Annotated in this window: 19 protein-coding genes and 1 tRNA gene; 8 read left to right on the top strand and 12 right to left on the bottom strand. The window is 68.6% G+C overall.

Annotated features, from left to right (window positions below):
* Window positions 1-153: 153 nt before the first annotated feature.
* The 7 genes from EGT29_RS19935 to EGT29_RS19960 form a co-directional block, all read right to left on the bottom strand.
* On the bottom strand, window positions 154-729 hold the full coding sequence (locus tag EGT29_RS19935) for an HNH endonuclease (RefSeq protein ID WP_370282492.1): 576 nt from the start codon (window positions 727-729) through the stop codon (window positions 154-156).
* Between the two features lie 243 nt (window positions 730-972).
* The gene (locus EGT29_RS19940) at window positions 973-2,061 is read right to left on the bottom strand and encodes an MBL fold metallo-hydrolase (protein WP_124690606.1); all 1,089 of its coding nucleotides are present in this window, start codon (window positions 2,059-2,061) and stop codon (window positions 973-975) included.
* A 4-nt stretch (window positions 2,062-2,065) separates the two neighbouring features.
* The gene (gene parC / locus EGT29_RS19945) at window positions 2,066-4,375 is read right to left on the bottom strand and encodes a DNA topoisomerase IV subunit A (RefSeq protein WP_124690607.1); all 2,310 of its coding nucleotides are present in this window, start codon (window positions 4,373-4,375) and stop codon (window positions 2,066-2,068) included.
* A complete protein-coding gene (gene parE, locus EGT29_RS19950) occupies window positions 4,375-6,333 on the bottom strand; it encodes a DNA topoisomerase IV subunit B (protein ID WP_238160131.1) in 1,959 nt (652 codons plus the stop codon). The genes parC and parE overlap by 1 nt, the downstream gene beginning before the upstream one ends.
* A gap of 117 nt (window positions 6,334-6,450) precedes the next feature.
* Complete coding sequence (locus EGT29_RS28515) at window positions 6,451-6,618, bottom strand: hypothetical protein (RefSeq protein ID WP_161567887.1); 168 nt, start codon at window positions 6,616-6,618, stop codon at window positions 6,451-6,453.
* A 27-nt stretch (window positions 6,619-6,645) separates the two neighbouring features.
* Window positions 6,646-7,851 (bottom strand): MFS transporter, encoded by a 1,206-nt coding sequence (locus EGT29_RS19955; protein WP_124692455.1) that lies wholly within the window; start codon window positions 7,849-7,851, stop codon window positions 6,646-6,648.
* An 81-nt stretch (window positions 7,852-7,932) separates the two neighbouring features.
* Window positions 7,933-8,646: a GntR family transcriptional regulator gene (locus EGT29_RS19960; RefSeq protein ID WP_124690608.1), complete on the bottom strand. Its 714-nt coding sequence runs from the start codon at window positions 8,644-8,646 to the stop codon at window positions 7,933-7,935.
* Window positions 8,647-8,861: 215 nt separating this feature from the next.
* Here EGT29_RS19960 and EGT29_RS19965 point away from each other — a divergent pair, with 215 nt between their 5' ends.
* Together EGT29_RS19965 and EGT29_RS19970 are read left to right on the top strand one after the other, a co-directional pair.
* Window positions 8,862-9,770 (top strand): dihydrodipicolinate synthase family protein, encoded by a 909-nt coding sequence (locus tag EGT29_RS19965; RefSeq protein WP_124690609.1) that lies wholly within the window; start codon window positions 8,862-8,864, stop codon window positions 9,768-9,770.
* A 61-nt stretch (window positions 9,771-9,831) separates the two neighbouring features.
* Entirely contained in the window at window positions 9,832-10,785 is a 954-nt protein-coding gene (locus EGT29_RS19970) for a tripartite tricarboxylate transporter substrate binding protein (protein WP_124690610.1), read from the top strand.
* Between the two features lie 18 nt (window positions 10,786-10,803).
* On the opposite strand, the gene EGT29_RS19975 is transcribed toward EGT29_RS19970, so the two are convergent.
* The 4 genes from EGT29_RS19975 to EGT29_RS19990 form a co-directional block, all read right to left on the bottom strand.
* Entirely contained in the window at window positions 10,804-11,778 is a 975-nt protein-coding gene (locus EGT29_RS19975; RefSeq protein WP_124690611.1) for a tripartite tricarboxylate transporter substrate binding protein, read from the bottom strand.
* Between the two features lie 65 nt (window positions 11,779-11,843).
* Complete coding sequence (locus EGT29_RS19980; RefSeq protein ID WP_124690612.1) at window positions 11,844-12,752, bottom strand: CoA ester lyase; 909 nt, start codon at window positions 12,750-12,752, stop codon at window positions 11,844-11,846.
* A 5-nt stretch (window positions 12,753-12,757) separates the two neighbouring features.
* Entirely contained in the window at window positions 12,758-14,005 is a 1,248-nt protein-coding gene (locus EGT29_RS19985; RefSeq protein ID WP_238160133.1) for a CaiB/BaiF CoA-transferase family protein, read from the bottom strand.
* Window positions 14,002-14,889 (bottom strand): MaoC family dehydratase N-terminal domain-containing protein, encoded by an 888-nt coding sequence (locus EGT29_RS19990; RefSeq protein WP_124690613.1) that lies wholly within the window; start codon window positions 14,887-14,889, stop codon window positions 14,002-14,004. Before EGT29_RS19990 ends, EGT29_RS19985 begins: the two co-directional genes overlap by 4 nt.
* Window positions 14,890-15,008: 119 nt before the next feature.
* Here EGT29_RS19990 and EGT29_RS19995 point away from each other — a divergent pair, with 119 nt between their 5' ends.
* The 4 genes from EGT29_RS19995 (at window position 15,009) to EGT29_RS20010 (ending at window position 18,845) form a co-directional block, all read left to right on the top strand.
* Window positions 15,009-15,944: a LysR substrate-binding domain-containing protein gene (locus EGT29_RS19995; RefSeq protein WP_124690614.1), complete on the top strand. Its 936-nt coding sequence runs from the start codon at window positions 15,009-15,011 to the stop codon at window positions 15,942-15,944.
* A gap of 128 nt (window positions 15,945-16,072) precedes the next feature.
* Window positions 16,073-16,906: an IclR family transcriptional regulator gene (locus EGT29_RS20000; protein WP_124690615.1), complete on the top strand. Its 834-nt coding sequence runs from the start codon at window positions 16,073-16,075 to the stop codon at window positions 16,904-16,906.
* A gap of 42 nt (window positions 16,907-16,948) precedes the next feature.
* Window positions 16,949-17,938 carry a tripartite tricarboxylate transporter substrate binding protein gene (locus EGT29_RS20005; protein WP_124690616.1) on the top strand — a complete coding sequence of 330 codons (990 nt, stop codon included), beginning with the start codon at window positions 16,949-16,951 and terminating at the stop codon, window positions 17,936-17,938.
* Between the two features lie 25 nt (window positions 17,939-17,963).
* Complete coding sequence (locus tag EGT29_RS20010; RefSeq protein ID WP_124690617.1) at window positions 17,964-18,845, top strand: TauD/TfdA family dioxygenase; 882 nt, start codon at window positions 17,964-17,966, stop codon at window positions 18,843-18,845.
* Window positions 18,846-18,881: 36 nt separating this feature from the next.
* Here EGT29_RS20010 and EGT29_RS20015 read toward each other — a convergent pair.
* A tRNA-Arg gene (locus tag EGT29_RS20015) sits at window positions 18,882-18,956 on the bottom strand.
* Between the two features lie 126 nt (window positions 18,957-19,082).
* On the opposite strand from EGT29_RS20015, the gene EGT29_RS20020 reads away from it, so the two are divergent.
* Both EGT29_RS20020 and EGT29_RS20025 read left to right on the top strand, forming a co-directional pair.
* On the top strand, window positions 19,083-20,501 hold the full coding sequence (locus EGT29_RS20020) for an amino acid permease (protein WP_124690618.1): 1,419 nt from the start codon (window positions 19,083-19,085) through the stop codon (window positions 20,499-20,501).
* 75 nt (window positions 20,502-20,576) lie between these two features.
* Entirely contained in the window at window positions 20,577-21,560 is a 984-nt protein-coding gene (locus EGT29_RS20025; RefSeq protein WP_124690619.1) for a tripartite tricarboxylate transporter substrate binding protein, read from the top strand.
* Window positions 21,561-21,564: the final 4 nt, after the last annotated feature.

Consider the following 21,564-nt stretch of genomic DNA (forward strand, 5'->3'; position numbering starts at 1 on the left):
AAAAGCTCACGCGGCCTAGATAAGGCCGCGCGCACCTTTTTCAAGCATAACAGCCCCCACCCAGACCCAGGGCGCCGCGGATCCGGCTTTGCCGGTCCGCCAGCGCCGCCCCCTTGAGGGGGCGCCCGAAGGGCGTAGGGGGTGGGCTTCCCCTCAGCGCGTAGGGGGGGGCCCCAACCTACTCGTAATGGGTACGCCGGCCAGCAGGAATTCCATCTGGTCGGCCAGGATCCGGCGGTTGCGCAGGATCATGCCTTCCCAGCGATTGGGCCGGTACGGCAGGTAGAGCAGCGGCATGCCGGCCTGCTCGGGGGTGCGGTTGCCCTTGCGCTGATTGCACGAGCGGCAGGCCGTGACCACGTTTTCCCAGGTATTGGCACCGCCGCGCGACTCGGGGCGGACGTGCTCGATGGTCAGTTCGAATTCGGGGAAACAGCCGCCGCAATAGGCGCAGACATGCATGTCGCGCGAGAACAGGCGCTCGCGGCTGATGCTGATGGAGGCGGAACGGTCGCCGCGGAACTCGCGGCCGCGCACGGCGATGATGCTGGCGGTGCTGACGGTGGAGACGAGCCCGGTCAGCCGGTTCGTGCCCCCGCGATAGGTGACGGTGGTGTCCCCCAGTTCCCACGCCACCCTTCCCGCCACGTGCAGGCAGATGGCTTTTTCGATGTCGACCCAATGCACCGGCGTACCGGCGACATCGAGCGCGAGAACCAGATGAGCCACAGTTTTCTCCTAAATGGATTGCCTATCGCTATCTTTCACTGGTTTTTTATACAGCGCATCAATGACCAAATCAAGACAAATGCCGATTCCGCACAACATTCCCCTGCCCACCAAGACAAACAACCCAGGCCCAGGATGCGGTGGATCCGGCTCCGCCGGTCCACCCGCATCGCCCCCTTGAGGGGGCGCCCGAAGGGCGTAGGGGGTGGGCTTCCCTTGCGCGCGTAAGCGCGTAGGGGGGGGTCAATCCCCTGGAGCGCGGATCAGCCAGCGGCCGTCGCGCCAGACCCGGCTCTCGCCGTGGTGCATCACGAAGAACTCGTCGGAGGCGACGCCCGCGTAGCGGCGGGCCCGCGCCAGGTCGCGGGGCGGCTGGTCCAGCGCCTCGTCGGTCAGCTCGAACGTGCCCCAGTGGATGGCCACGGAGGCCCGGGCGCCCAGCTCGCGGTGCGCCTGCACGGCCTCGGTGGGATTCATGTGGTGGCCGCGCATGAACCAGCGCGGCGCGTAGGCCCCTATCGGCAGCGCGGCCAGGTCGAAGGGCCCCATGCGCTCGCCTATGGCGGCGATGTCCCTGGAATAGCCGAAGTCGCCGCCGAACAGGAAATTGAACGCGGGCTCGCGCGTCCGGACCGCCCATGCGCCCCATAGCGAGACGTTCCGGTCGAAGGGCGTGCGGGCGCTCCAGTGCTGCACCGGCAGCAGCGTCAGGATGGCATCGCCCACCACCGTCTGGCCCCACCAGTCCAGCGGCCGCAGATCGGTGGCCTCGGGCACGTACTGGCGGAACCAGACGTCCACGCCCAGCGGCACCATGAAGACGGGCGGGCCGCCGGGCTGGGCCGCCAGCGCCTTGACCGATTCGAAATCCAGGTGGTCGTAGTGGTTGTGCGAGATCACCACGGCATCGATGTGCGGCAGGTCGGCCAGCGCGATGCCGGGAGGCTGGTGGCGCCTGGGCCCCATGAATCCGAAGGGCGAGGCGCGCTCGGAGAACACCGGATCGGTCAACAGGTTGAAATGGCCCAGTTGCACCAGCAGGGTGGAATGCCCGACCCAGCTGACCCGCACGTCGGACGAAGGCTCCTTCAGCCACGCGGTGTCCGCGACGACAGGCGCCAGGGACTCGGTCGGGGGCGGCGGTAGCCCCTGAGCCCAACGGTCGAACTGCCAGCGCCAGAAGTCCAGCGTGCCCGGATGGGCATACGAGTACAGGTTGTGGAACCCGTGCGGCGTATGGTGCGGCTGGGTCGCATCGTAGTACGGGTTGACGGGGGAGCACCCCGCCACCGCGCAGGCCGCCAGGACCGCCGCCACCCCTCGCCGCATCATGGCGCTACAGCACCGGCGACAGCACGGGCTGCTTGGGCTTGGCATCCAGCAGCCGGCCCTTGCGTGCCCGCTTGCCGACGTAGACCGCCAGTCCTGCGCCGGACAGGATCTCTTCGTGCGGCTTGTTGCGGTAGATGCCCGTGATCCGCAGCCCCGCCGGCCCGACCGGCACCACCTGGGCCAGCGTGTCCTTGGGATCGATGTCCATCAGCGCCGTGCCCCGTCCGCCCGACGACAAGGCCTTGACCTCGGCCAGGCCGAACACCAGGAAGCGGCCCTTGTCGGTCAGCAGCGCGAGCGAATCGGCGCCGTCGAACACCGGCACGGGGCGCAGCGGGCTGTCGCCTTCGTCCAGCGTCATGAACTGCTTGCCGCCGCGCTGGCGCGTGGCCATGTCGCCCAGGCGGGTGACGAAGCCGACGCCGCGCTCGGTGGCCAGCAGCCAGCGGCTCTCGGGCGCCGCCGCGATCATGTGCAGGATGCGGGACCCGGCTTCCAGGTCGATCAGCGTGGTCACCGGCACGCCGTCGCCGCGCGCCGAGGGCAGCGCGCTGACCGCCACCGAGTAGACGCGGCCGTTGCTGCCCAGCGCGATCAGCGTGTCGGTGGTCCGGCACTCGAACGCGCCGTAGAGCGCGTCGCCCGCCTTGAACGTGAACAGGCTGGCATCGTGGCCGTGGCCCTGTCGGGCCCGCAGCCAGCCCTTCTGCGACACGATCGCGGTAACCGGCTCGTCGATGACCTTGGCCTCGATGGTGGCGCGCTCGGCCGCCTCGATCAGCGTGCGGCGATCGTCGCCGTACTGCTTGGCGTCGGCTTCGATCTCCTTGACGATCAGGCGCTTGAGCGAGGCCGGATTGGCCAGCAGTTCCTCGAGCTTGCCCTGCTCTTCCTGCAGGTTCTTGAGTTCCTGCTCGATCTTGAAGCCTTCCAGGCGGGCCAGTTGCCGCAGGCGCATCTCCAGGATGTCCTCGGCCTGGCGCTCGGTCAGGTTGAAGGCTTGCATCAGCGCGGGCCGGGGTTCGTCCGACTCGCGGATGACCTTGATCACGGCATCGACGTTCAGGTAGACCACCATGCGCCCTTCCAGCACATGGATGCGGTCCAGCACCTTGTCCAGGCGATGGCGCGAGCGGCGCGTGACGGTCTGGGTACGGAAGGCCAGCCATTCGTCCAGGATCTCGCGCATGGACTTCTGGCGCGGCCGTCCGTCGTTGCCCACCGCCACCAGGTTGATGGGGGCGCTGCTTTCCATCGAGGTGTGGGCCAGCAGCGTGTTGACGAATTCGTCGCGGTCCACGCGCGAGGTCTTGGGCTCGAACACCAGCCGCACCGCCGCGTCCTTGCCCGACTCGTCGCGCACCGCGTCGAGCAGGCCGAGCAGCGCCGCCTTGGTCTGCTGCTGTTCGTTCGAAAGGCTCTTCTTGCCCGCCTTCACCTTGGGATTGGTGAGTTCCTCGATCTCTTCCAGCACCTTCTGGCCGGAGGTCGAGGGCGGCAGCTCGGTCACCACCAGTTGCCACTGGCCGCGGGCCATTTCCTCGAACTTCCAACGCGCGCGCACCTTGATCGAGCCGCGGCCGGTGCTGAGGATCTGGGCGATCTCGGCCCGCGGCGTGATGATCTGGCCGCCGCCGGGATAATCGGGTCCGGGCAGCAGGCCGTACAGCTCGTCGTCGGCGATCTTCGGATTCTTCAACAGCGCCACCGCGGCCTGCGCCACTTCGCGCAGGTTGTGCGGCGGGATCTCGGTGGCCATGCCCACCGCGATGCCCGAGGCGCCGTTCAGCAGCACCACGGGCAGGCGTGCGGGCAACTGCCTGGGCTCCTGGTACGACCCGTCGTAGTTGGGAATGAAGTCGACCGTGCCTTCGTCCAGTTCGTCCAGCAGCAGCCGGGCGATGGGCGTGAGCCGCGCCTCGGTGTAGCGCATGGCCGCGGCGCCGTCGCCGTCGCGCGAGCCGAAGTTGCCCTGCCCGTCGATGAGCGGATAGCGCAGCGAGAACGACTGCGCCATGCGCACCAGCGCGTCATAGGCGGCCTGGTCGCCGTGGGGATGGTACTTGCCCAGCACGTCGCCCACCACGCGGGCCGACTTCACCGGCTTGGCGTTGGAACCCAGGCCCATGGCCTGCATCGCGTACAGGATGCGCCGCTGCACGGGCTTCTGGCCGTCGCTGACGTCCGGCAGCGCCCGGCCCTTGACCACCGATACCGCGTAATCCAGATAAGCCTGTTCCGCATAGCGCGCCAGCGTGATCGCGGCATCGCCGCCCGGCCGCTCGAACAGGCCGGGTTGTTGTTCGTCCGTCATCAAATATCCACCTCGGCGAGGTCGCCTTTCTCTTCCAGCCACGAGCGCCGCTGTGCGGCCTCACCCTTGCCCATCAGCATGTCGAACATGCGCGTGGTCTCGTCCGCGCCGAGTTCGCCGTAGGTGACCGGCAGCAGGCGGCGGGTGTCAGGGTTCATCGTGGTTTCCCAAAGCTGCTCGGGGCTCATTTCGCCCAGGCCCTTGAAGCGGCTGATGCTCCAGGAGCCTTCGCGCACGCCTTCCTTGCGCAGCTTGTCCTCGACCGCGGTCAGCTCGCCCTGGTCCAGGCAATAGAGCTTGCGCGGCGGGCGCTTGCCTTGCGCCGGCACGTCCACGCGGAACAGCGGCGGGCGCGCCACGTACACGTTCCCGGCCTCGACCAGCTTGGGAAAATGCCGCAGGAACAGCGTCAGGAGCAGCACCTGGATGTGCGAGCCGTCCACGTCCGCGTCGGACAGGATGCAGACCCGTCCATAGCGCAGGCCCGACAGGTCGGGATCGTCGTTTGCCCCGTGGGGGTCGACGCCGATCGCCACCGCGATGTCGTGGATCTCGTTGTTGGCGAACAGCCGGTCGCGCTCGACTTCCCAGGCGTTGAGCACCTTGCCGCGCAGCGGCAGGATGGCCTGGAACTCCTTGTCGCGGCCCATCTTGGCCGAGCCGCCGGCCGAATCGCCCTCGACCAGGAAGACCTCGGTACGGGTGGCATCGCTGCTTTCGCAATCGGTCAGCTTGCCGGGCAGCACCGCCACGCCGGAGCTCTTGCGCTTCTCGACCTTCTGCGTGGCCCGCACGCGCGACTGCGCCTGGCGGATGACCAGCTCGGCCAGTTTCTTGCCGTATTCGACATGGGAGTTCAGCCACAGCTCCAGCGCCGGCTTCGAGAAGCCGCCCACCAGGCGCACCGCGTCGCGGCTGTTCAGGCGTTCCTTGATCTGGCCCTGGAACTGCGGATCGAGCACCTTGGCCGACAGCACGAAGCTGGCGCGCGCGAACACGTCCTCGGGCAGCAGCTTGACGCCCTTGGGGCTGAGGTTGTGCAGTTCGACGAAGCCCTTGACCGCGTTGAACAGGCCGTCGCGCAGCCCGGCTTCGTGCGTGCCGCCGGCCGGCGTCGGGATCAGGTTGACGTAGGACTCGCGCACGACGTTGCCGTCCTCGGTCCAGGCCACCACCCACTGGGCGCCCTCGCCGTCGGCGAAGTTCTCGTTGTCGCCGCCGGCGTACTGCTCGCCCTCGAACAGGGGGATGAGCAGTTCGGCGCCGGCCAGCGCCTCGGTCAGGTAGCCGCGCAGGCCCTGCTCGTACAGCCAGGTCTGGGTCTCGCCGGTCTTCTCGACCCGCAGCGTGACCTTCACGCCCGGCAGCAGCACCGCCTTGCTGCGCAAAAGGCGCGACAGCTCGCCCATCGGGATCGCACCGCTGTCGAAATACTTGGGATCCGGCCAGCAGCGCACGCGCGTGCCGCTCTTCTTGCGCGTGGGATCGGAAACCTGCGCGAGTTCCTCGACCACGTCGCCGTGCTGGAACACCAGCCGGTGGGCGGCGCCGTCGCGCCAGACCGTGACCTCCATGCGCGAGGACAGCGCGTTGGTGACCGAGACGCCGACGCCGTGCAGGCCGCCGGAGAACGAATAGGCGCCGCCGCCCTGCTTGTCGAACTTGCCGCCCGCGTGCAGGCGGGTGAAGACCAGCTCGACGACCGGCGCGTTTTCCTCGGGATGCATGCCGACGGGAATGCCGCGGCCTTCGTCCTCGACGGTCACGCTGCCGTCGGTGTGCAGGGTGACCTGCAGATGTTTGCCGTAGCCGGCGAGCGCCTCGTCGGCGCCGTTGTCGATCACCTCCTGCACGACGTGCAGGGGGTTTTCGGTTCGGGTGTACATGCCCGGGCGCTGCTTGACGGGCTCGAGCCCCTTCAGCACCCGGATGGAAGCTTCGTTGTAGCGAGTGGCCAAGTTATCCCCAGCGACTGTGGAAAATGAAGGGTATTTTACGGATGGAGGGCCTAACCATGCGGGTCGAACTGGCACGCCCATTTTTTGGGCACCCATTCCTTCCCCGGCCGGCGGCGTTCAAAAGCCGCACAGGGCCATGAGCCCTTCCCATCCGACGACGAGTTGCGGGCGCAGATAGCCCAGGAAGGCTACCGCAAGCACGGCGCCAAGCAAAGCATAGGCAAGGACCGTCCGCCAGGCGCGCCCGCGCCTCCTGGCTTGCTCGTACCGGCTGGCATCTGCCATGGGCGTCGCTCCTGTTTCCGGCGGGACTCATGCCGGCACCAATGCGCGCTCGCGCACGGGCATGCACAGCGCCGCGGCCATGAGGCCCAGCGCGACCGAGATCCACCAGACCGCATCGTAGCTGCCGGTGGCGACATACAGCTTGCCGCCCAGCCAGACCCCCACGAAACTGCCGATCTGGTGGCCGAAGAATACGATGCCCGTCAGGGTCGAGGCATAGCGCATGCCGTAGATATGTCCCACCAGCGCCGTGGTCAGCGGCACCGTTCCCAGCCAGACCAGGCCGATCAGGGCCGAGAAGGCATACAGCACCGCCGGCGTCAGCGGCAAGAGGATCAGCAGCATGATCGCCGCCGAACGCGTCGCGTACAGCAGCGCCAGCAGGTGCTTCTTGCTGTGGCGGCCGCCCATGCGGCCGGCCCAGTACGAGCCGAACACGTTGAACAGGCCGATGAGCGCGATGGCCAGCGCGCCGTCCGAGGCTTTCAGGCCGCCGTCCACCACGAAGGCCGGCAGGTGCAGCGTGATGAAGGCCGTGTGGAAGCCGCAGACCGCGTAGCTCCAGAACAGGAAGTGGTACGAGCCGTGCCCCATGGCCTGGCGCACCGCCGCGCCCAGCGACTGGGCGCCCGCGACATGCGCCGGCTTGCCCGTCAGGCGGCTGGCCAACGGCACGGCCAGCAGCATCAGCGCCGACAGCGCCCACAGCGCGCCGGTCCAGTCGATATGGTCGATCAGCAATTGCCCGGCGGGCACGACCACGAACTGCCCCATGGACCCGCCCGCGCTGGCGATGCCCATCGCGGTGCTGCGGCCCTCGGGCGGCACGGCGCGCGCCACCACCGGCAGCAGCACGGCGAACGTCGTGCCGGCCTGCCCCAGCCCGACCAGCACGCCGGCGCACAGGTACAGCATGGCCTCGGATCCCGCGTAGCGCGTGCCGACCAGGCCCAAGGCGCACAACAGCGCCGACGCGACGATGGTCCGGCCCGACCCCCATTTGTCGGCCACCGATCCCATCAGGATGGCCGAGACGCCCCACACCAGGTTCTGGATGGCGAAGGCGAGCGAGAACACGTCGCGCCCCCAGCCGTGGACCAGCCCCATGGGCTGCATGAACAAACCGAAGGTCGCGCGCACGCCCATCGCGAACAGCAGCACGAGCGACGCGCAGACGACGATGTTTCCTGAACGGGACGACGGGATCGATGAAGAAAGAGGCTGCGACGGCATGAAGGACTGGACGGTGAAAACCGCGGCGCCGGTGCGTGCGCGACCGGCCACGGCCTGCGCATTGTAGTCGCACCGCTCCCGCTACGCCGGATCGCGGCCCGGCGCCTGGTCCAGCAGGCGTTCGACGATGGCCAGGATCTGCTCCGCGGCGTCGCCGATGTGGCGCTCCAGCACCGATCGGGCTTCGTCGGCCCGCCGGTCGCGGCACAGCGCGACCAGGGCCAGGTGTTCCTGGTGCGCCTGCTGCCGGATCGGGGCATTGACCACCTGGAAGCGGAAATAGCGCTCGGACTTCTCGTGCAGCCCGCGCACGATGGCCAGGGCGGCGGGCCGCTGGGCCGCCCGGTACAGCCCTTCGTGCAATTGCCAGTTCAACTGGCCCCACTGGTCGGGACCCGCGGTATCCATGCGCGCCACGCATTGCTCGGCCTGTGCCAGCTCCTCTTCCGAGATCCGCGAGGCCGCCTCGTGGATCAGCCAGGGCTCCAGGCGCAGGCGGATGTCGAACAATTCCTCGACCTCGGCGCGCGACAGCATGGAGACGAAGGCCCCGCGGTGGGGAATCGCATCCACCAGCCCTTCGGCGCTGAGCTGCCGGATGGCCTCGCGCACCGGGATGCGGCTCACGCCCAGCTCGTCCGCCAGCGACTCCTGGCGCAGCGGCGAACCGGGCGGGATCGCGCCCGACAGGATGCGGTCGCGCAGCGCCTCGGCCACCAGTTCGGACGTGGTCCGGCGCACCAGCCGGCTGCCGGGGGACGCGGGGGAAGACGGGGAAAGATCGTTTCTGGGCATGGCAAGGGAAAGAATGGCGGGGTCCAGGTAAACCCCGACAGACGCGTCGCGGACTTGGGGTTTTAATATCAGTATATTGGATCCACTATCCAACAGCTACCGGCGATGACCAGCCGGGCTGACGACGGCCTCCCTGGCCGTTTTTTATGGACTTTTAAATTGGATCCAATATAAAGTAGTCAATATCCTTACTGTAGATTCCAAGGAGTGCCCGCATGACGATCCGATGGCAAGGCGTGTTTCCCGCCGTCACGACCAAGCTCAAACCCGACTGCTCGCTGGATGCCGACGCCATCCGCGTGGGCCTGGAACGCCTGATCGCCCGGGGCGTGAACGGCGTGCTGATGATGGGCATGGTGGGCGAGAACGCCCAGTTGTCGCCCGAGGAAAAACAGGAAGTGCTGCGCATCGCGCTGGACACCGTGAAGGGCCGCGTGCCGGTGCTGTCCGGCGTGGCCGAGACCAGCACCGAGCGGGCCGCGGCCTTCGCCCGCGACGCGCATGCGCTGGGCGTGGACGGCCTGATGGTGTTCCCCGGCCTGACCTACAAGTCGGACGCCGACGAAACGGTGGCCTTCTACCGGTCGGTGGCGCAGGCCTCGCCCCTGCCCATCCTGCTGTACAACAACCCCCGCGGCTACGGCGTGGATCTCACGCCCGACGTCGTGGCCCGCCTGCTGGAAGAGCCGACCATCGTCGCGCTCAAGGAAGAGTCCTACGACACGACCCGCGTCACCGACCTCATCACCCGCTTCGGCGACCGCCTGGCCGTGGTGTGCGGCGTCGACGACCTGGTGGTCGAGAGCGCCGCGCTAGGCGTCCGGTGCTGGGTATCGGGCATGGCCAACGCGGTGCCGCGCGAATCCGTGGACCTGCTGGCGCTGGCCGCCGCCGGCGACTTCGACAAGGCCCGCGAGCTGTATCGCGTGCTGACGCCGCTCTATCACCTGGATACCGTGGTCAAGCTGGTGCAGCACATCAAGCTGGCCGAACACCTGATCGACGGCACCGCGGAAACCGTCAAGCCGCCCCGGCTCCCATTGTCGGGCGCCGAACGGGAACGCACCCTCGCCATCGTTCGCGAGACCCAGGCCGGCCTGCGCCGGCTGGGATACGACTACTGATCCCCCGCCCCCTCGGCGCCAGGCGCCACCGGGGGCTTTCCCACAGCAGAAGGACCGCACCATGAACCTCGCCCGCCTGCTTTGCGCCTCGCTCGCCAGCCTGTCCACGCTGGCTTCGTCCTGGGCCGCCGGCTATCCGGCCAAGCCCGTGGAACTCGTCGTCGCCTACCAGCCCGGCGGCGGCAGCGACAACACCGCCCGCGCCATCGCCGACGCGGTGCGCCCCATCTTTCCGCAGACCGTCTACGTGGTCAACAAGCCCGGAGCCAGCGGCTCGATCGGCTGGTCCTACGTGGCCACCGGCCCGGCCGACGGCTACCGGCTGGTCCTCATGACGCCGGAGATGCTGGTCGTACCGCTGATGGGCATAGGCAAGACCACCGTGGATGAATTCCAGCCCATCGCCCGCTTCACCGACGACCCGTCGTCGATCACGGTCCGCGCCGACGCGCCGTGGCAGACCATCCAGGAATTCCTGGCCTACGCCAAGGCCAATCCGGGCCGCGTCGCGATCTCGAACGCCGGCAACGGCACGGTGCCGCACATGGCGGCCGCGGCGCTTGGCGAATCGGCGGGCATCGCGTTCACGCACGTGCCCTACCAGGGCTCGGCGCCGGCCATCATGGGCCTGCTGTCGGGCGACGTGCAGGCCACCACGGTGGCCTACGCGGAACTGCGCCAGCACGTGGAGGCCGGCAAGCTGCGCACGCTCGCGGTGATGTCGGAGAAACGGATCGAGACGCTGGGCCAGGTCCCGACCTTCAAGGAGCTGGGCCACGACCTGCTGTTCAGCGTCTGGCGCGGCGTGGGGGTCCCCAAGGGCACCCCCGCCGAGGCGGTGGAGAAATGGCGCGCGGCGGCCCGGACCCTGTCGCAGTCGACCGAGTTCCAGACCACCATGCGCAAGCAGAACCTGACGCCGGCCTACGCCGACCTGTCCGAGTTCTCGTCCGACGTGGCCAGGCAGGGCCAGGCCTTCAAGACCCTGGTGCCCAAGCTCAACCTCAAGCAGTAGCGCAAGACCGGCGGGCCATCAATCGATGATGATGTTGGCCTTCTGGATGACCGGCCGCCAGAGCTGGATCTGGTCCTTGATGTACTGGGCGAATTCCTCGGGCGTGTTGTGCATCGGCTCCAGCCCTTCCTTGCGGAACTGCTCCAGGGTCTCCGGATTCTTCAAGACCGCCACGATCTCCTTGTTCAGGCGGTCGACGATGGGCTTGGGCGTGCCGGCGATGGTCAGCAGGCCATACCACTGGCTGGCTTCGAAGCCTTCGAGGCCCTTGGTCTCGCTGATGGTCGGCACGTCGGGCAACTGCGGCAGGCGCTTGGCGGTGGCCACGGCGATAGGCCGCAGGCGGCCCGCCTGGAGGAACGGCGAGAGCGGCGGATAGCCGGTCAACACCATCGAGGTCACGCCGCCCACCAGGTCGTTCAGCGCGGGCGCCGTTCCCTTGTAGGGGACGTGCTGGATCTGGATGTTGGCCTTGAGCTTGAAGTACTCGGTCGCCAGATGGGCCGCGCTGCCGTTGCCGCCCGAAGCGTAGTCGTAGCCGTTGGGCTTGGCGCGCACGGCCTTGATCAGTTCGTCCACCGTGCGCACATCCAGCTTGGCCGGATTGACCGCCAGCACATTGGGCACGCCGGCCACCAGCGAGATCGGGGCGAAATCCTTGACCGGATCGTAAGGCAGGCGGCGATACAGCGTGGCGTTGGCGCCGAAGGTGCCGATGGCGCCCATGATCAGGGTGTAGCCGTCGGCCGGCTGCGACTTGGCGTACTGCGTGCCCACGATGCCGCCCGCGCCGGGCTTGTTCTCGACGACGATGGACTGGCCCAGCGCCGCGCCCAGTTGCTTGCTCACGACGCGCGCGATGATGTCGGTGCTGCCGCCCGGCGTGAACGGAACGACCAGGGTGATGGGCCGGGACGGGTAGTTGTCGGCCGCGTGCAGCGGAGCGGCGAAAGCGGCGCAGACGATGGCCGAGGTAAGGACTTGCTTGAACATGACGATGGGTCTCCTGTATGTATTGATATGTGGGCGGTGGACCTTGGGGCCCGCCGCCCCGTGGCTCAGGGACGGGCGCCCCGGGCCTCGATGCGCCGCTGGCGCGCGATCAGCCTTCGGGCTCGTTCGATGACCGGAATGTCGATCATCCTGCCGTCCAGCTGGAACGACGCGCGGCCTTCGGCCTGCGCCTGCTCCGCCGCCTCGATGACGCGCACGGCATGCGCGACGTCATCGGGCCGCGGCCCGTACTCCTCGTTGACGATGGCGACCTGCCCCGGATGCACGCAGCTCGCGCCGTCGAAACCGAACTGGCGCGAGCGCCTGACCATGGCCCGGAACCGGTCCCAGTCGGAAAAATCGGCCACGGTGCCGATGTAGCCCAGCGGCATGACGCCGGCGGCGCGCGCCGCCAGGATCATCCGCTGCTTGGGCATCAGCAGCGCTTCGTCGGTGGGCTCGAAGCCGCCGTTCAGGGCGAAGTCTTCGCCGCCTATGTTGATCGCCGCCACGCGCGGCGAGGCGCGGGCGATGTCGGTCATCTGCTCGAACGCCTCGGGCGTCTCGATCATGACCAGGAAGCGCGTGCGTCCCAGGGCCAGGCCACGGTCCGCCTCCAGCTCGGTCACCAGTTCGTCCAGCAGCCGCACGTGCGACGGGCCGTCCACCTTGGTGATGGCGATCCCGTCCACGTCCGCGCCCACGCTGGCTTCCACGTCGCGCACGCACAGGCCGAGCGGGCGGTTCACCCGCACCAGCACGTCGGCGCCGCCGCGCCGCACCTGCGCGGCTGCGCCCGCGACCGCCTCGCGCGCCGCCGCCTTCTCGGTCGCCGGCACGCTGTCCTCGAGGTCCAGCATGATGGCGTCGGCGCCACGGGTGTGCGCCTTCTCGATGAAGCGCGGCACGTTCGCCGGCACGTACAGCAGTGATCGCCAGACCGGCAGCTCGCGCTGCTTGGCTTGTTCGGCCATGCTCGTCATCGTGCTGCCTCCCGGGCGGCGGCATGGTCGACCGTCGCGCCGCTGGCCACCATGGCCTGGATGTCCTCGTCGCCCAGCCCGGCGGCGCGCAGCAGTTCGATGCTGTGCTCGCCGATGTGCGGCGCGGCCCACTTCAGCGCCGGCTCGTAGGTCGAGAAGCGGACCGGGTTGCGCAGGTTGGTGATCGTGCCTTCGGTGGGATGCTCGATCTTCTGGAACAGCCCGGTGTCGGCCAGGTGCGGATCGTCCAGCACCGAATCCAGCGTGTGCAGCGGCATCGCGGGAATATCGGCGGCTTCCAGGATCTCCAGCCATTCGGCCGTGGTCCGCGTCGCGAACACCTCGTTGCGGATGCGGAACATCTCGCCGATGTTCTCGAAGCGGGCGCGTTTCTCGGCGAAGCGCGGATCGGTCCGCAGTTCGGGCCGGCCCATCGCGTCGAACATCGCGAAGACCTGCGCGTCGGTGTTGGCGGTCACGCAAAGATAGCCGTCGGCGGTGCGCACGGGCCGCGAATTGGGATCGAGCAGGCGCGAGTCGCCGGTGGCGCCCAGCGGCGGATCGAAGGTCTTCAGGAACATGTGCTCGGCCAGCACGAAGGCGGTCATGCTCTCGAACATGGGCACCTCCACCACCTGGGGGCCGCCATGCCGCAGCCGCTGTACCACCGCCATCAGGATGCTGTTGGCCACCATCACGCCAACGGTGCGGTCGGCGATGACCATGGGCACGAAGCGCGGCTGGCCGTCGCCGCCGTTGTTGATGGCCGCCAGGCCCGAGGCGCCCTGGATGATGGAATCGTAGGCGGGCTTGTCGCGATAGCGCCCTTCCTGGCCGAAACCCACCACGCTGCAATAGATCAGGTCGGGCTTGATCCGGATCAGGTCCTCGGCCGACAGCCCCAGGCGCGCCGCCGCCGGCGGCCGCATGTTGTGCACCACCACGTCGGCCGACGCGATCAGCTTCTTCAGGGCATCGAGCGCGCCGGGCTTCTTCAGGTCCAGCGCCAGGCTCTTCTTGTTGCGGTTCAGGTGCAGGTATTTCGCCGCCATGCCGGGCGTGGGAGAACGCCCGCCTATCCAGCGCGCCAGATCGCCCGAGGGATGCTCGATCTTGATGACTTCGGCGCCGAAGTCCGCCAGGAACTGCGTGGCATAGGGCCCCACCACCACCTGCGTCAGGTCGACGATGCGCACGCCTTCGAGCGGCGCGCGCCCCGCTTGCCGGGAAACGGATGCCATCATGCGGCCTCCTTGGTGGCCGAGCCTTGCAGCGTGGTCTTGCCCGCCTCGGTCACGACGCGGAATTCGATCGCGCCGGGCTCCGCGCCCGCGCGGCTCTCGATGCGGAAGGGCACGCCCTCGAACAGCGGCGAGGTATTGCGGGTGGTCAGGCGCGACAGGCGCGCGCCGCCCCAGGCCTCGTGCAGATGCTCGGCGGCGCACAGCGCCCCCAGGCCGCCGTTGACCACCAATCCGGGATAGCCTTCGACCTGGGTGGCGTAGGGCTGGTCGTAGTGGATGCGGTGGCCGTTGAAGCACAGCGCGCTGTAGCGGAAGATCATCACGGCATCGGCCACGATGGTCTCGGACCGGTGCAGGGCCTCGAAGGCGGGCGCGGCGGCAGCCTTGGCCGCGCCGCCGTCCTTGGCCAGGGTACTGTCGCGATAGACCACGTCCTGCTCCTCGATCACCACGGTGCCCGCGCCGTTGCTGACGACGTGGCGCACGGTCACGAACACCAAGGGTCCCGAACTGCCCTGCTTGGGCGTGATCGAGGCGATGGTGGACACCCGCTCCAGCTCGTCGCCGATGCGGATGGGCGCGACGAACTGGATGCGCTTGCCGGCGAACATGCGCTTGGGCAGCGGCACGGGCGGCAGGAAGTCGCCCAGCGCCGGATGGCCGTCACGGCCGAGCTGGGAACGCGGCACGACGCGCGGAAAGAGCACGCTGTACCACATCTGCGGGAATTCGGCGCCCCGCGCGAACGCGGCGCCGCGCGAGGATTCGAGGGTGGCCGACAGACGTTCGGCCAGTTGAGGGGTAACGACGTCGGCGTTCGTCTCGCTGCGGCCCACCCAGGCTTGCAACGCCTCGAGTGTCGCGGGCGTGGTGTCGGAGTTCACGATGCTGTCTCGCTGGAGTTCTCTTGTACCAACCCATCGTAGACCCGCCCCTTGTTTCCGAGAAATGATAAATTGCGGATGTCTATTCCATTTTGGAAACGTATTCCTGGAATACCCCAATGAAACTCCAGCAAGTACGCGCCTTCTGCGCCGTCGTCGACCACGACATGAGCGTGTCGCGAGCGGCGCGCGCCCTGCACACTACTCAGTCGGCGGTCAGCAAGCAGATCGGCCAACTGGAGGACGGCCTGGGCGTGGCACTGCTGATCCGCGCCAAAAGCCGCATCCTGGGGCTGACCGACGTGGGCCGGCAGGTGCTGCAATGCATGCGCGGCATCCTGGCGGCGACCGAGGACATCTCGCTGATCGTGGCCGACCACCGGCGCGAGGCCGGCGGCCGGCTGGCCATCGCTACCACGCACACGCACGCCCGCTACGCGCTGCAGGACATCGTGCCGGGCTTCACCCGCCGCCATCCGGGCGTGGGCCTGCACCTGGTCCAGGCCACGCCGTCCGAGATCGCCGACCTGGTCGCCACCGGCGAAGTCGACCTGGGCCTGTCCACCGCGCCGCAGATCCTTCCCCCCTCGCTGGCGACCATCCCCTGCTACAAGCTCAAGCACGTGCTGATCGGCGAGCGCGGCCATCCCGTGTTCGAGACGTCTCCGTTGACGCTGGAGGCCATCGCCCGCCACCCGCTCATCACCTACAGCGAACAGCACGCCATCGGCCGGCGGGTGAACGAAGCCTTCGCCGCCGCCGGCCTGTCGCCCAAGATCGCCATGCGCGGCACCGACGTGGAAATCATGAAGAGCTATGCCGCCACCGGCGTGGGCCTGGCCGTCATCCCGCTGATCGCCTATTCCCGCACGCGCGACCGCAAGCTCGACGCGCGGCCGGTGGACCACCTGTTTCCGACCAGCATCGTCTACGCGCTGGCCCGGCGCGGTGCGTACTGGCCGCGCCACCTGTACGAATTCGTCGGCAAGCTGGCGCCAAACCTGACGCCCGCCGCGATCGAGGAAGCCCTGCTGAGCACCGAGCCTCCGGCCTGAGGGACTTGCATCCAAATGCCGAAAAATGAAAATGGTTTTTGGAAAAGGTTGTTTTCACCAGGCGGCGATCCTAGAGTGATTTCCGACGGCGGCCATCCCGGGCCGCCCACCCGGATATCGCCCACGCCATGCGCCGCCGCACCAAGCCGCCCGCCAATGTCACCGCCCTGGAACGCGGCTTCGCCGTACTCGACTGCTTCGCCCGCGCCCCGGGACCGCTGGGCAACGGCGACATCGCCGAGGCCACCGGCATTCCCCGCCCCACCGCCTACCGCCTGATCTCCACGCTGGTGGCGCTGGGCCAGTTGCGCCCCTGCCCGGACTCCGACAAGTACGAACTGGCCGCCGGCGTGGTGCGCCTGGCGCAATCCTTCCTGGGCGCGATCGATGCGCGCCGCCTGGCGCGGCCGCATCTCGTGGCGCTGGCCGAGGCCTGTGGCGCCTCGGCCTTCCTGGGCCTGCGCGACGGCACCGACATCCTGGTGGTCGAGGCGGCCCGCGCCCGGTCGGCGGTGGCTTTCCTGGGCGCCGACGTCGGCACGCGCATGTCGCTGGCGAGTTCCGCGCTGGGGCGGGCGTGGCTGTCCGGCGTGGATCCGCTGACCTGCGCCACCGTGGGCGCCGACACGCTGGCCGCCGGCAGCACCGTGACCGCCTCGCGCCTGGATGCCGCGCTGCGCAAGGCGCGCCGGCTGGGCTATGCGGCCTCGCAGGGCGAATGGCATGCGCAGATCAACGCCGTCGCGACGCCGGTGCGGGCGCCCAGCGGCGAGGTCTTCGCAATCAACTGCGGCGGCCCCTCGTTCCTGATCACGCCCGACAAGCTGCACGATCTCGTCATTCCCCGGCTGCTGCGCGCGGCGGCCGATTTCGCCGACGAGATCGGCGGCGTCTGCGGCCCCGCGCTGACGGCGGCCGCACTGCCCGCTCCACGCAAACGAATGGCCGCCTCGTCGGCATAAGGCCATCGCCCATCCACGACCAGAAAACACAAGGAGACACGCATGCCCGACATTCCTTTCCACCCGGGGCGGCGCACCGCCCTGGCCGCCCTGCTGGCCGCCACGGCCGCGCCCCGCCTCTCGGCCGCACAGGGCGAGGCCTGGCCCAACCGTCCCGTGAAACTCATCGTGCCGTTCGCGCCGGGCGGCCCCACCGACACGATCGCCCGCATGCTGGCCGAGAAGATGCAGGCCGCCTGGCAGCAGCCGGTCGTGGTCGACTACAAGCCGGGCGGCGGCACCATCACCGGCACCAACACGGTCGCCAAGGCGCCCGCCGACGGCTACACGCTGGGCATGGCCATCAGCGCGCTGATGATCAACCCCAGCATGCAGCCCTCGCTGCCCTATGACACGCGCAAGGACCTGGCCGCCGTCTCGCAGGTCGCGCTGACGCACTTCGGCCTGTTCGCGCATCCCTCGCTGCCGGTCGGCACCGTGCCCGAGCTGATCGCCTATGCCCGGAAGAATCCGGGCAAGCTGAGCTACGCCACGCCCGGCGTCGGCACCGGCACGCACCTGGCCGGCGAACTGCTGGCCCACATGGCGGGCATCGAACTGGTGCACGTGCCGTACAAGGGCAGCAGCCCGGCGCAGCAGGACGTGGTGGGCGGACGCGTGCCGCTGCTGTTCGACGTGATGTTCTCGGCCATGCCCTACGTCGAGGACAAGCGGCTCAAGCTGATCGCGCTCGCCAGTCCCAAGCGGGCCGCCAGCCACCCCGACATTCCCCTGATCGCCGAGACCGTGCCGGGATTCTCGGCCATGAGCACCATCGGCATCGTCGAGCCGGCGGGCGTTCCCGCCGACCTGCGGCGGCGCGTCGGCGCGGACATCGGACGCATCGTGAAGGCGCCGGACCTGGCCGCGCGCATGCAGCAGCTGGGCATGGAGCCCGTGGGCTCGACCCCCGAGCAATACGCCGCGCTGATCGATACGGAGATCGACAAATGGGCCAAGGTGGTCAAGACCGCCGGCATCAAGATCGAATGAACCCCGACAAGGAGAGACTCGCACCATGGCACTTTCACTCACGCCCCTGACCCCCGGTTTCGTCGCCGAAGCCTCGGGGCTGGACCTCGCCCGGCCGCTGGACGCGGCCGCCGTCCGCGCCGTCGAAAAGGCGATGGACGACTACGCCGTGCTGGTGTTCCGCAACCAGCCGCTGGACCAGGACCAGCAGATCCGCTTCGCCCAGGGCTTCGGCCCGCTGGACCTGGGATTGCGCAAGGTCAAGGGAGGCGCCCACCGCTTCGACCATGCGGAACTGGCCGACATCTCGAACGTCACCGTCGACGGCTCGGTCGCCGGCCGCGACCACGCCAAGATCGTCGGCAACATCGCCAACCAGCTCTGGCACAGCGACAGCTCGTTCCAGCGCCCGCGGGCCAAGTATTCGATGCTGTCGGCGGTGGTGGTGCCGCAGGACGGCGGCCAGACCGAGTTCGCCGACCTGCGCGCCGCCTACGATCACCTGCCTGAGGGCATGAAGGCCGCCATCGGCGATCTCCAGGCCGTGCACTACGCCCTGCACTCGCGCTTCCTGCTGGGCGACACCGGATACACCCAGGCCCAGCGCGACGCCTTGCCCGCGGTGCGCTGGCCGCTCGTGCAGACCGACCCGCGCTCGGGCCGCAAGATCCTGTTCGTCGGCATCCACGCGTGCGAAGTCGTGGGCATGACCGTGGCCGAGGGCCGCATGCTGCTGCTCGACCTGCTCGAACATGCGACCCAGCGCGAGTTCGTGTACCGCCATCACTGGCGCGTGGGCGACCTGGTCATGTGGGACAACACCGCCACCCTGCATCGCGGCCGGCGCTTCGACTTCGCGCAGCGGCGCGAGCTGCGGCGTGCGACCACCGAGGAAGTGCAGTTGTCGGCCGAGGCGGCAGGGGGATGACAGCGGGGAGGTACAGCGGAAAGGGAAGGCGGCGGGTGGCGTCCCCACCAGGAATCGAACCTGGATCTGATTCTTAGGAGGAACCTGTTCTATCCATTGAACTACAGGGACGCAAGCCCGCTACTGTACCAGCAGAAAGGCTCCCGGGACAAGAATCGCCTCGCCAGGACACCTGTGTGAGAATGCGGGCAACGGACCGAGCGAGCACGCGCCGACACCACATCCAGCGGGGTGCCCATGGACCTGTTCCGCGTCAAGAGCATAGACAGCATGCTGGCGCAGCGCCAGACGGCCGGCCTGCGCAAGAGCCTGTCCACCTTCGATCTCGTCATGCTGGGCGTGGGCGCGGTGGTCGGCTCGGGCATCTTCATCCTGACCGGCACCGGCAGCCTGATCGCCGGCCCGGCGCTGTCGCTGTCCTTCGTCCTGGCGGCCATCGCCTGTTTTTTCTCGGCGCTGTCCTATGCCGAGTTCTCGTCCGCGCTGCCGGTCTCCGGCTCGGTCTACACCTATGTCTACGCGACGCTGGGCGAACTGCCGGCCTGGCTGATCGGCTGGATACTGATCCTGGAATTCGGCCTGGCGGCCTCGGCCGTCGCGGCCGGCTGGTCCGGCTACCTGCAATCGCTGATCGCCGGCTTCGGCCTGCACCTGCCCGAGGCGCTGCGCGCCGCGCCGGGCGCCGTGTCCGGCAGCGCCTCGCTGTTCAACCTGCCCGCCTTCCTGGTCCTGGCCGCCATCACCGCCCTGTTATCGTTGGGCATCCGCCAGTCCAAGCGCGTCAACAACGCGATGGTGGTGATCAAGATCCTGGTGGTGGTGCTGTTCATCGCCGCCGGCGCCACCCACGTGCGGACCGAGAACTGGACGCCCTTCATGCCCTACGGCATGAGCGGCGTGTACGCCGGCGCGGCCCTGATGTTCTATGCGTTCATCGGCTTCGACGCGGTCGCGTCCTCGGCCGAGGAAGTCAGGAATCCGCAGCGGTCGCTGCCGCTCGGCATCCTGGGCTCGCTGCTGATCTGCACCGTGCTGTACGTGCTCGTGACCCTGGTCATGACCGGCATCGTGCCCTACCAGGACTTCACCGCCAACTCCGACCACCCGGTGTCGCTGGCCTTGCAGCGCACGGGGCAGCTCGGCCTGGCCGGCGTGGTGGACCTGGGCGCGATCCTGGGCATGACGACGGTCATCCTCGTCATGAGCTACGGCCTGACGCGCATTCTCTACGCCATGGCGCGCGACGGCCTGCTGCCGCGGCGGCTGGCCACCCTGCACCCGCGCCACGCGACGCCCTTCACGCTGACCTGGTCCGTCGGGCTGGCCTTCGCGCTGATCGCCGGGCTCGTGCCCCTGGCCGTGCTGGCCGAGCTGATCAATATCGGCACGCTGACCGCCTTCGCGCTGATCTCGCTGGCGGTCATCGTGCTGCGCCGGACCCATCCGGACCTGCGGCGCGGCTTCCGCTGCCCCGGCGTCCCCTACGTGCCGCTCGCGGCGGTGGCCTGCTGCGTCTTCCTGATCGCGCATCTGGACCGGATCACCTGGCTGGCCTTCTGCGTGTGGGTGCTGGCGGGCCTCGCGGTGTATTTCCTGTATTCACGCCGCAAGGCCGTGCTGGCCGCGCCGGCGGGACAGGCCGGAAAACGCCAATAGCCCATCGGAAACAGACATAACGGACCAGGGTGGCCGGCTTACCATGAGGCCATAACGAAAGACCGGAGACACCCCATGACATCCGCCCCTCACGCCGGGCTGCGCCGGGGACTGCAGCTCTTGCTTGCCGTCGTCGGCCTGGCATGGCGCCCCGCGCTTGCCGACGAACCCTTTCCGTCCAAGCCCATCACCGTCATCGTATCGTTGCAGGCGGGCAGCGCCTCGGACATCGCGACCCGGGTCGTCGCGGGCGAACTGTCGAAAAGACTGGGCGTGAAAGTGATCGTCGAGAATCTGCCCGGGGCCGGCGGCGTGCTGGGCGCCTCCCGGCTCCACGGCGCCAAGCCCGACGGCTATACGCTGGCGGCGCTGAACAACGGCCTGATCACTTTCGTTCCCAATCTTCCCGACCGGCCATCCTTCGACATCGGCACGCTGGCGGCGGTCAGCATGATTGCCGAACTTCCCAGCGTCCTGGTCGTGCCCGCCGCGTTGCCGGCCTCGACGCTGCGGGAATTCGTGGACTATTCCAGGCAGCATCCCGGCAAGCTTTCCTATGGCTCGGTCGGCATGGGCAGCCCCCAGCACATCGCCATGGAAATGCTGAAATCGGCCACCGGCGCCGATCTCCTGCACGTTCCCTATCGCGGCGGCCCGCAAGCGGTCGCGGACGTCGTGTCCGGGCAGATCCAGGCGACCTGGATCGCGGTGTCCGTAGCGGTTCCGTTCATCAAGACGGGACAGCTGCGGCCCCTGGCCGTCGGCGGTGGCACGCGATCCCCGCAACTGCCCGATACGCCGACGCTGAAAGAGGCCGGCGTGCGCGAGTTCGAGTACGTGCCCTGGGTCGGCCTGTACGCGCCGCCCAACACGCCGGCTCCGGTGCTGCGCGTGCTGAGCGAAGCCGTCCAGGGCGTGCTGGACCAGAAGGCCAGCCGCGACCAGATCGCCGGCTACGGGCTGCGGGCCCGCGCCAGCAGCCCCGCCGAGCTTCAGCAGGTGGGGCAGACCGAGCGCGGCGAAATGGCGGCGGTCATCGAAGGCCTGCGCCTGCGGTAAGGCC

Source organism: Pigmentiphaga sp. H8, from assembly GCF_003854895.1.
Taxonomy (GTDB): Bacteria; Pseudomonadota; Gammaproteobacteria; order Burkholderiales; family Burkholderiaceae_B; genus Pigmentiphaga.